An 8,695-nucleotide genomic window follows, 5' to 3' on the forward strand; every position below is an offset into this window, starting at 1 on the left:
CTCGTACATGGCCGCCCTCACCGGAGACTCCGTCGCCTCCCCCCTCGTCTGGGGCATCACCCTCGTCCTGCTGATCGGACTGCTGGCGGTCGACCTGCTGGTCATCGCCCGCCAGCCGCACGAGCCGACGATGCGCGAGGTCAGCCGTCACCTGATCTTCTTCGTCGGCCTCGCCGTGCTCTTCGGCATCGGGCTGGCGATCTTCGCCGAGCCGCACGAGCTGTCGCCGCATCCCGCCACGGAGTTCTTCGCCGGCTGGCTGACGGAGTACTCGCTGTCGGTGGACAACCTGTTCATCTTCATCGTGATCATGGCCAACTTCAACGTGCCGCGGCGGTTCCAGCAGACCGCGCTCATGATCGGCATCGTGCTCGCGCTGATCTTCCGGGCGGTCTTCATCGTGATCGGCGCCGCGGCGATCAATGAGTTCTCGTGGGTGTTCTACCTCTTCGGGCTCTTCCTCGTGTGGACGGCGGTCAAGCTCGCCCGCGAGGGCGGCGATGACGACGACGAGTACGAGGAGAACAGGCTCGTCCAGTGGGCGGAGAGCCACCTGCCCGCGACCAAGGAGTGGCACAGCACGTCGATCACCCACAAGGTCACCGTCGACGGCGTCACCAAGCGCCTGCTGACTCCGATGTTCTTCGTGATCCTCACGCTCGGCACCACCGACCTGCTCTTCGCGCTGGACTCGATCCCGGCGATCTACGGGCTCACCAAGGATCCCTACATCGTCTTCACCGCGAACCTCTTCGCGCTGATGGGCCTGCGCCAGCTCTACTTCCTCATCGGCGGCCTGCTGAAGCGGCTCATCTACCTCTCCTACGGGCTGGCGTTCCTGCTCGGATTCATCGGCGTCAAGCTGATCCTGCACGCGCTCCACGAGAACGAGCTGCCGTTCATCAACGGCGGCCACCACGTCGGGTGGGCCCCCGACATCCCGATCTGGCTCTCGCTGGTCGTCATCGTCGGGACGCTGGTCGTCACGACCGTGCTCAGCCTCTGGGCCTCGCGGCGCGAGTCGTCTCGCTCACCCGAGTGAGCAGCTTGGCGTAGGCGTCGAAGCAGTGCTGCTCGTTGATCCGCTGCCGGTGCCGGGCGATCCGCTCGGTGTGCTCGTCGCGGTCGTCGAGGGCACGGGTCCAGGCGTCGGCGATCTCGCGCGGGTCGCGTGAGGTGACCAGCCGCGGGTCGCCGACCATCAGCGCGGCGTCGCCGACGTCGGTGGTCACCGGCACCGCGCCCGACGCCATCCCCTCGAGCAGGCACAGCGGCGCCGCCTCCCCGAAGGTCGACGTCAGCGCCACCACGTCGGCGGCGTTGTAGATCCCCGCCATCCGCGACTGGATCCCCAGCGCGTGCACCCGCGGCCGCATCCGCAGCGTCAGACGCCGCAGCAGCTCGGGGTTGTCGGCGGTGAGGCCCGCCCCGCACAGGATGGCGTGCGCGCGGGGATGGCGCCGCAGGAACGCCCGCGCCGCCCGCAGGAAGGTCGGGACGTCCTTCATCTCGTCGAAGCGGGCCGCGATGAGGATCACCGGCGCCGACGCGGGGATGCCGAGCTCACGGCGTACGGCGGCGCGGCGGGCGTCGTCGGGGGAGAAGCGGTAGAGGTCGACCCCGTTGGGGATCACCGGCAGCAGCTCCAGCGGGATCCCGGTCGCCGCGTGATAGGCCCGCTGGGTCGCCTGCGAACAGCAGACCGCGGCGCTCAGATGGCCGGTCCGGTGCAGCTGTCGCAGCGCGTCGAGCCCCGGCCCGGAGTGCTCGGGGTCGCTGCGGTGGAGCGCGACGACGAGCGGGCGGCCCCGCGTGCCCGTCCGGGCGAGCTCGACGAGGGGCTGCTCCTTGAGCGAGAGCAGGACGTCCGCGCCGCGGACCTCGCGCGCGACCAGCTGGTGGTCCAGGGCGCGCATCGGATCGCCGGGGCCGCGGTCGAGCGCTCGCACCGGGACGCCGGCCGCGACGAGCCGCCGATAGGAGGTGTCGGCCTCGATCGCCTGGATGGTGAACTCGCGGGTCACCCGGTTGGTCAGGCTGAGCACGCGGTGGCGCTGGTCGGTGGTGGCGTGCAGGCTGCGCACGACACCGGTGTGCAGGATCCGTGCCCCGCCTGCGAAGAAGCCCTCGTAGAGGGACAGCACCCTCGTCATGCACCCACGCTAGGCGGCGGCGTGGTGTGACCCAACCAACACCGGGCGACGGCCGCGTGACGAGCCGGTGACGCTCTCGCGCCGCCTCGCCGAACCGGTATCGTGCCGCATCGGCCGGTGCACGGTGACGGAGCGCGACAGGAGAGCCAGTGGGACCGACCATCCCCGAGGTCACGGTGGCGGAGATCGTCGCCCTGCCCGCCCTGCGGCTGACCGTGCGGGCAGGCGAGCACCGCTTGGAGAACGTCATCGAGGGTGCGCACGTGTCCGAGGTGCTCCATGCCGGCGAGCTGCTCGAGGGCGGCGAGTTCCTCATGACGACGGGCTCCCTGCTCGGAGACGGCGACGCGGAGTGGGAGAGCTACGTCGCGGCGGTCGCCGCGAACGGAGCGGCCTGTCTCGCTCTCGGCATCGGTGACCAGCAGCGTCACCATGCGGTGCCCGCCGCCCTCCTGCGTGCCGCCGAGCGGCACCGGCTGCCGGTGGTCGAGGTCCCGGAGAGCACGCCGTTCATCGCGGTGAGCAAGGCGATCTTCGCCGCCCACTCCGACCGGGACCGTCGTGTGCTGGAGGAGTCGACCGCGCTCCAGCGCGAGCTGACCAGGACGGCGGCACGCGAGCGGGGCCTGGCCGGGCTGGCCGCCGCCTGGAGGCGGGCCACCGGCGAGCACGTCCTGGTCCTCGATCGCCGGGCCCGGGTGCTGGCCAGCTCGCTCGCGTTCTCAGCCGAGGTCGCGGGCGTGGTCGGCGAGGCCGCGACCGACCTGGGGGTGCTCACGACGGTGGTCACGAGCGTGGCCACACCCGCCGGCGACGCCGTCATCGCGACGGTGGGCGCGACCCGGCACGCCGGATACCTGGCGAGGATCGGCCACGCCGGGGAGTACGCCGACCTGGCCGCTCCGGCCTTCCTCTCGCTGTTGGCCCTCGAGCTGGAGCGGCGGTGGCTCCTGGACGAGCCGCGCCGGCGTACGCGGGCGACGCAGCTGGCCCGCCTCCTCGGCGCGGACGACGACGCTCGCGCCCAGGCGCAGCTGAAGTCGCTCGGGCTCCGGTCCGACGAGCTGCGCGCGGTGGCGCTGCGGGCGCACAGCGAACCGCAGGCGGAGGAGATCCTCGCCGACCTCACCGTCGCGCTGGGCACGCCGTTCCTGCGACGCCGCGAGCGGATCGTGGAGGCGGTCACCGTCGACGACCCGCGTGACGTCCTCGCAAGCTTCGCGCCCGACGTGCCGACCGGGATCGGGACGGTGGTTCCGCCGGGGTCGGCGGCTCGCTCGATGCGGCAGGCCCACTCCGCGCTCGTGACCAGCCAGCGGACCGGACGCCTCATCGAGTACGTCGACGGCGCCGCGCACGGCTTCCTCCTGCAGGTGGCCGATCCGGACTTCCTGCGCTCCTTCTCCGACGCCGTGCTCGCCCCGCTCGACGCCGCGGAGAACTCGGACGCGTTGATCGCGACCCTGCACGCCTGGTTCGCGGAGGAGCGGTCGGTGGCCGAGTGCGCCGACCGGCTGGGCGTGCACCGGCACACCGTCCGGCACCGGCTGCAGCGGATCGCCCAGCTGCTCGGTCGCTCACCGGAGACCGTCGACGCCCAGACCGAGCTCTGGCTCGCGCTGAAGGCGCGAGGGATCAGCGAGGACGGCGAGGCCGCGGCCGGCGGCCCGGTGACGGGCTGAGCGCCCACCGGACCGCCGCGCCCGGCTCAGGTGTAGAGGCAGATGTAGGCGCTCTCCTCGAGGATGCGGACGGTGAAGTCGAGGCCGCCGTCGATCTCGAACGACTCGCCCACGCCGTACGGCACGAACTCCTCGCTGCCCGGGAGCTTGGCCTCCCACGCGCCGCGGGTCAGGATCATCCACTCCCGTGTCGGTACGTCGAACGTCCACTCGCCGACCTGCATGACGCCGGCGGTGAACTTCCCCTCGGAGTTCTCGAACTCCAGGCTGCGGACCTGCCCGTCGAAGTACTCATTGGTCTTGATCACGTGCTCATCTCCTCGTTGAAGGCTTGTCGGTCTGCGACGCTAGAGCCGCTGCCGACACCGGCCAATGTCCACGGGGGCGAATCAGGGCATCTCGATAGGCCCTCGGGGACATACCCGGCCGGAAACGCACCGCCTAGTGTCTCGGGCACGGTCACTCTCGGAATCAGACCTCGACACGAGAATCGACAGAGAATCGCCGGCGGCGCTGGCGGGCAGGAGACGAAGATGGACCTTTCCCAGGTCGACATGACGCGGCGGCACTTCGGCAAGGCGCTGGCATTCGGTGCGGCTGCGGCGGTGGCGACCCCGCTTCTCGCCGCGTGCGGGACGTCCGCCACGTCCGGCGGCTCGGCGCGCACGACCCTGCGGGTCGGAGCCACGGGCGGCGGGACCTCCGAGACGCTCAACCCCAACGCCGCGCTGAGCGAGACCGACGTCGCTCGCACGGCTCAGATCTTCGAGGGTCTCACCACCTTCGACCCCACCGGCAAGGTGGTCAACCGGCTGGCCGAGTCGGTCGAGCCGAACGCCGCGGGCACGGTCTGGACCGTCCGCCTCAAGGAGGCCACCTTCCACGACGGCTCGACGGTGAGTGCCGACGACGTCATCTACAGCCTGACCTACATGCTCGATCCCGCCAGCAAGGCCGACGGTGCCGGACCCCTCGCCGACGTCGACCTCGCCTCGACCGCGAAGGTGGACGACAAGACCGTCGCGATCGCGCTGACCAAGCCGAACTTCCTCTTCCCGACGCTGCTCGGCGAGCGCTCGGTCGTCATCCTCAAGTCCGGCACCACCACCTTCGACGCGCCCATCGGGACCGGTCCGTTCAAGCTGGTCAGCTTCAAGGCGGGCGACCGCGCGAAGTTCGTGCGGTACGACGGCTACTACGGTGGCGCTCCGGCGATCGAGGAGCTCGAGATCGTCTCGATCGACGACCCGCAGGCGCGGGTCAACGCGCTCAGCTCGGGTGTCGTCGACGCGATCGCGGAGGTGGCCCCGCAGCTGATCGCCAGCACCGGCAGCCTCGGGCTGCAGCTGCTCCAGGCCACCTCCGGATCGTTCTCGACGCAGTACATGGACATCACGCAGGGCCCGTTCAAGGACAAGCGCGTCCGTCAGGCGATGCGCCTGCTCGCCGATCGCGACCAGATGATCAGCAACGCCCTCTCGGGCGCGGGAGGGCTGGGCAACGACCTCTCGAGTCCGTTCGACTCGGACTATGCGAGCGATCTCCCGCAGCGCGGCTACGACCCCGACCAGGCGAAGAGCCTGCTGAAGGCCGCGGGCGCCGAGGGGCTGAAGGTCACCCTGCACACCTCGGACGCGGGCCTGGCCATGCTCGAGTCGTCGACCCTCTACGCCTCGCAGGCGAAGGCCGCGGGGGTGACGGTCGGGCTGCGCAAGTGGTCGACCAGCGACTACTGGAGCCGGGCCTGGATGCAGCAGCCGTTCGCCTGCAGCCACTGGGGTGGGCGGCCGTTGATCAGCCACCTCCAGCTCAGCGTGCTCCCGGGCGCCAGCTACAACGAGACCCAGTGGAACGACCCGGCCTTCAACGCCCTGGTGGCCGACGCCATGGGAAGCGCCGACGAGAGCGCACGGCACGACAAGCTCGTGGCCGCGCAGAAGATGCTCTACGACGACGGCGGCTACATCGTGTGGGGCTTCGCCAAGAACGTCGACGCCACGGTCAAGGGCCTGTCGGGCATCACGCCCAGCGCGATCCGGTCGCTCGGCAACTACGACTTCCGAGAAGCGACGTTCGCGTGACGGCCACGGCGTCCGGCCGGTCTCCGCGGCGGCGGGGCGTGCCACCCATGGCGCGCTTCGTGGCCGCCCGCCTGCTGGCCGGCGTCGCGACCATGGGGGCCGTCTCGGTCCTGTTGTTCTTCGGCATCGACCTGCTGCCCGGCGACCCCGCCTCCGCCGCCCTCGGATCGAGCGCGACGCCGGCCCAGCTGGCGCAGTACCGGGCCGAGTTCGGACTCGATCGCCCGCTCGTCGTGCGCTACGGGGACTGGCTCGGTGGGGTGCTCCACGGCGATCTCGGTCGCTCCTTCCCCTCCGGCACGGCCGTCACCGAACTCGTCGGCCCCCTCGTCGGCTACACCTCGCTGCTGGCGTTCCTCACGCTGCTCGTGCTGGTTCCGGTCGGGGTCGGACTGGGCATCGCGAGCGGCACCCGCGAGGGCAGGCCGGCCGACCGGGCGGTCTCGCTGCTCACCCTGATCCTGGCGGCCACACCCGAGTTCGTCATCGCCGCGGCGCTCATCGTCGTCCTCGCAGTCTGGATCCCCGTCTTCCCGCAGGTCTCGTTGATCGACCAGGGGCGACCGGTCCTCGGCCAGCTCGACGTCTTCGCCATCCCGGTGCTGACGCTGGTCGCCGCGGGCGCGGCGCAGACCTGCCGGATGGTGCGTGCCTGCGTGATCGACGTGCTCGAGCAGCCGTACATCGCCATGGCGCGGCTCAAGGGCGTCCCCGAGCGACAGGTGGTGTGGCGCCACGTGCTCCCCAACGCGCTCGGGCCGACGCTGCAGGTGATCGCGATCAACCTCGGCTGGCTCTTCGGCGGGGTCGTGGTGGTCGAGGCGGTCGTCGAGTTCCCGGGAGTCGGGCGGGCGCTCACCCAGGCGGTCATCGGGCGGGACGTCGCGGTGGTGCAGTCCCTCGCGTTGATGATCACGGCGGTCTTCGTCGTCGGCAGCGTCCTCGCCGACATCGCGGCCACGGCGCTCAATCCGCGGCTGAGGGGGACGTTGTGACGACCACCTCCGTGCCTCGCCGGCGGCACGTCCTCGGCGTCCTCGGCGACGCGGTCCGACAGCCCCAAGGGGCGTTGGGCGCGGCGATGCTGGCGCTCGTGGCTCTCGTCTCCCTGGGAGGGCCTCTGGTCGCGCCGCACGGCATCGAGGAGGTCGTGGGCGCGCCCTTCGCGCCACCCTCCGGCACGGCGCTGCTCGGGACCGACGTGCTCGGCCGCGACGTCCTCAGCCGGCTGCTGCACGGCGGCGTCGCGCTGCTCTCGGTCGCGATCAGCGCGACGATCCTCGCCTACCTCATCGGGGCGACCTGGGGCATGGCGGTCAGCCTGCTCGGCCGCTGGATCGACGTCGCGAGCATCGGCCTGGTCGACGTCCTGCTCTCGCTGCCCCCGCTCGTGATCGGCCTGGTGCTGCTCGCGGGCGCGGGCTCCGGCAACCTGACGATCGCGATCGCCCTCGCCGCCATCCAGGCGCCACGGGTCTTCCGGATCGTGCGCGCGGCGAGCAGGGAGGTCGCGGCACAGGACTACGTCGAGGCCGCCTTCGCTCGCGGCGAGTCGCGGTGGACGGTGCTGCGCCGCGACGTCCTGGCCAACATCTGGACGCCCATGCTCACCGACTTCGGGCTCAGGATCACCAGCTCGGTGATCCTGTTCAGCTCGCTGAGCTTCCTGGGGCTCGGGGCTCCGCCGCCGAGCCCGGACTGGGGACAGATGATCAGCGAGAACCAGATCGGCCTCGCCGCCCAACCGTGGGGAGTGATCGTGCCCGTGGTCCTCATCGCCGTCCTGTCGGTCGGCACGAACCTGCTGACCGACACCGTTGCCCGCCTGCTCCATCGCGGCTCGGAGGGAGTGTGAGATGACCGGTCCCACCTCTCCCGTCCTCGACGTCTCCGGGCTGCGCGTCCAGGCGCCCCGAGGCCGGCTCATCGTCGAGGACGTCGCGCTCTCGGTCTCGCGCGGCGAGGTCCTGGCGGTGGTCGGCGAGTCAGGCTCGGGGAAGACGACGACGGCGCTCGCCCTGCTCGGCGCCACCCGAGGCGGCGCTCGGATCGTCGGCGGCCGGATCGACGTCGCCGGCGCCGACATGGCCGTCCTGCCGGAGCGCGAGCGCCGGCTCCTGCGCGGACGCCGGATCTCCTACGTGCCCCAGGATCCCGCGACGCAGCTGAATCCGGCACACCGGATCGGCCGCCAGCTGGGCGAGTCCCTCGCCCTGGTGGGTCGGGACTCGGAGGAGCGGCGCCTCGCCCTGCTGACCCGGGTCGGCCTCCCGGCGGACCAGGCGTTCCTGCGCCGATTCCCGTTCGAGCTCTCGGGAGGGCAGCAGCAGCGCGTGGCGATCGCGATGGCCCTCGCCGGCACGCCCGACGTCGTCGTCCTCGACGAGCCCACCACCGGCCTCGACGTGACGACCCAGCAGCGGATCATCGGGCTGGTCCGGCGCCTGGCCGACGCCGGCGACGCCGCGTTCGTCCACATCACCCACGACCTCGCCCTGGTCAGCCACCTCGCCGATCGGGTCGCGGTGATGTACCGAGGCCGGATCGTCGAGTCCGGCTCGACGGCGGACGTGCTCCGCAGGCCCCGGCACCCCTTCACGCGTGTGCTGGTGGCCTCGGCTCCCGGCCCACGCGGGGTCCACGTCGTCACGGATGCGCGAGGCGACGCGGTGGACGTCGAGGCCGAGCAGAGCAGCGTCCGGGAGCTCGAGGGCCTGCGGGTCGCGCCGCTGCCGCCGCCCCGGCCGCCGGCCGAGCCGCGCCCGCTCCTCGAGGTCGA

Annotated in this window: 8 protein-coding genes; 6 read left to right on the top strand and 2 right to left on the bottom strand. The window is 71.6% G+C overall.

The window, feature by feature from the left end:
- Window positions 1-7 precede the first annotated feature (7 nt).
- A complete protein-coding gene (locus QM572_RS01680; RefSeq protein WP_415089361.1) occupies window positions 8-1,042 on the top strand; it encodes a TerC family protein in 1,035 nt (344 codons plus the stop codon).
- Here the strand turns inward: QM572_RS01680 and QM572_RS01685 are convergent.
- Window positions 996-2,153 carry a glycosyltransferase gene (locus tag QM572_RS01685; RefSeq protein WP_415089363.1) on the bottom strand — a complete coding sequence of 386 codons (1,158 nt, stop codon included), beginning with the start codon at window positions 2,151-2,153 and terminating at the stop codon, window positions 996-998. The genes QM572_RS01680 and QM572_RS01685 overlap by 47 nt on opposite strands.
- Before the next feature lie 149 nt (window positions 2,154-2,302).
- On the opposite strand from QM572_RS01685, the gene QM572_RS01690 reads away from it, so the two are divergent.
- Window positions 2,303-3,835, top strand: a complete 1,533-nt coding sequence (locus QM572_RS01690) for a PucR family transcriptional regulator (RefSeq protein ID WP_415089365.1) — start codon at window positions 2,303-2,305, stop codon at window positions 3,833-3,835.
- 26 nt (window positions 3,836-3,861) lie between these two features.
- On the opposite strand, the gene QM572_RS01695 is transcribed toward QM572_RS01690, so the two are convergent.
- Window positions 3,862-4,143: a pyrimidine/purine nucleoside phosphorylase gene (locus tag QM572_RS01695; protein WP_415089367.1), complete on the bottom strand. Its 282-nt coding sequence runs from the start codon at window positions 4,141-4,143 to the stop codon at window positions 3,862-3,864.
- Window positions 4,144-4,368: 225 nt separating this feature from the next.
- On the opposite strand from QM572_RS01695, the gene QM572_RS01700 reads away from it, so the two are divergent.
- The 4 genes from QM572_RS01700 to QM572_RS01715 all read left to right on the top strand — a co-directional run.
- Window positions 4,369-5,916, top strand: a complete 1,548-nt coding sequence (locus QM572_RS01700) for an ABC transporter substrate-binding protein (RefSeq protein ID WP_415089369.1) — start codon at window positions 4,369-4,371, stop codon at window positions 5,914-5,916.
- Window positions 5,917-5,963: 47 nt separating this feature from the next.
- Window positions 5,964-6,911: an ABC transporter permease gene (locus tag QM572_RS01705; RefSeq protein ID WP_415089371.1), complete on the top strand. Its 948-nt coding sequence runs from the start codon at window positions 5,964-5,966 to the stop codon at window positions 6,909-6,911.
- Entirely contained in the window at window positions 6,908-7,771 is an 864-nt protein-coding gene (locus QM572_RS01710; protein WP_415089373.1) for an ABC transporter permease, read from the top strand. The genes QM572_RS01705 and QM572_RS01710 overlap by 4 nt, the downstream gene beginning before the upstream one ends.
- Before the next feature lies 1 nt (window position 7,772).
- Window positions 7,773-8,695 (top strand): ABC transporter ATP-binding protein (locus QM572_RS01715; RefSeq protein ID WP_415089375.1); only part of this gene is annotated, 923 nt, incomplete at its 3' end.

This window comes from Nocardioides sp., from assembly GCF_047607365.1.
Lineage (GTDB): Bacteria > Actinomycetota > Actinomycetes > Propionibacteriales > Nocardioidaceae > Nocardioides.

Bases quoted from the DNA above. Each gene is read 5' to 3' on its own strand.
- QM572_RS01680 (WP_415089361.1), top strand. From the start codon at position 8: ATGGCCGCCCTCACCGGAGACTCCGTCGCCTCCCCCCTCGTCTGGGGC.
- QM572_RS01685 (WP_415089363.1), bottom strand. From the start codon at position 2,153: ATGACGAGGGTGCTGTCCCTCTACGAGGGCTTCTTCGCAGGCGGGGCA.
- QM572_RS01700 (WP_415089369.1), top strand. From the start codon at position 4,369: ATGGACCTTTCCCAGGTCGACATGACGCGGCGGCACTTCGGCAAGGCG.
- QM572_RS01705 (WP_415089371.1), top strand. From the start codon at position 5,964: ATGGCGCGCTTCGTGGCCGCCCGCCTGCTGGCCGGCGTCGCGACCATG.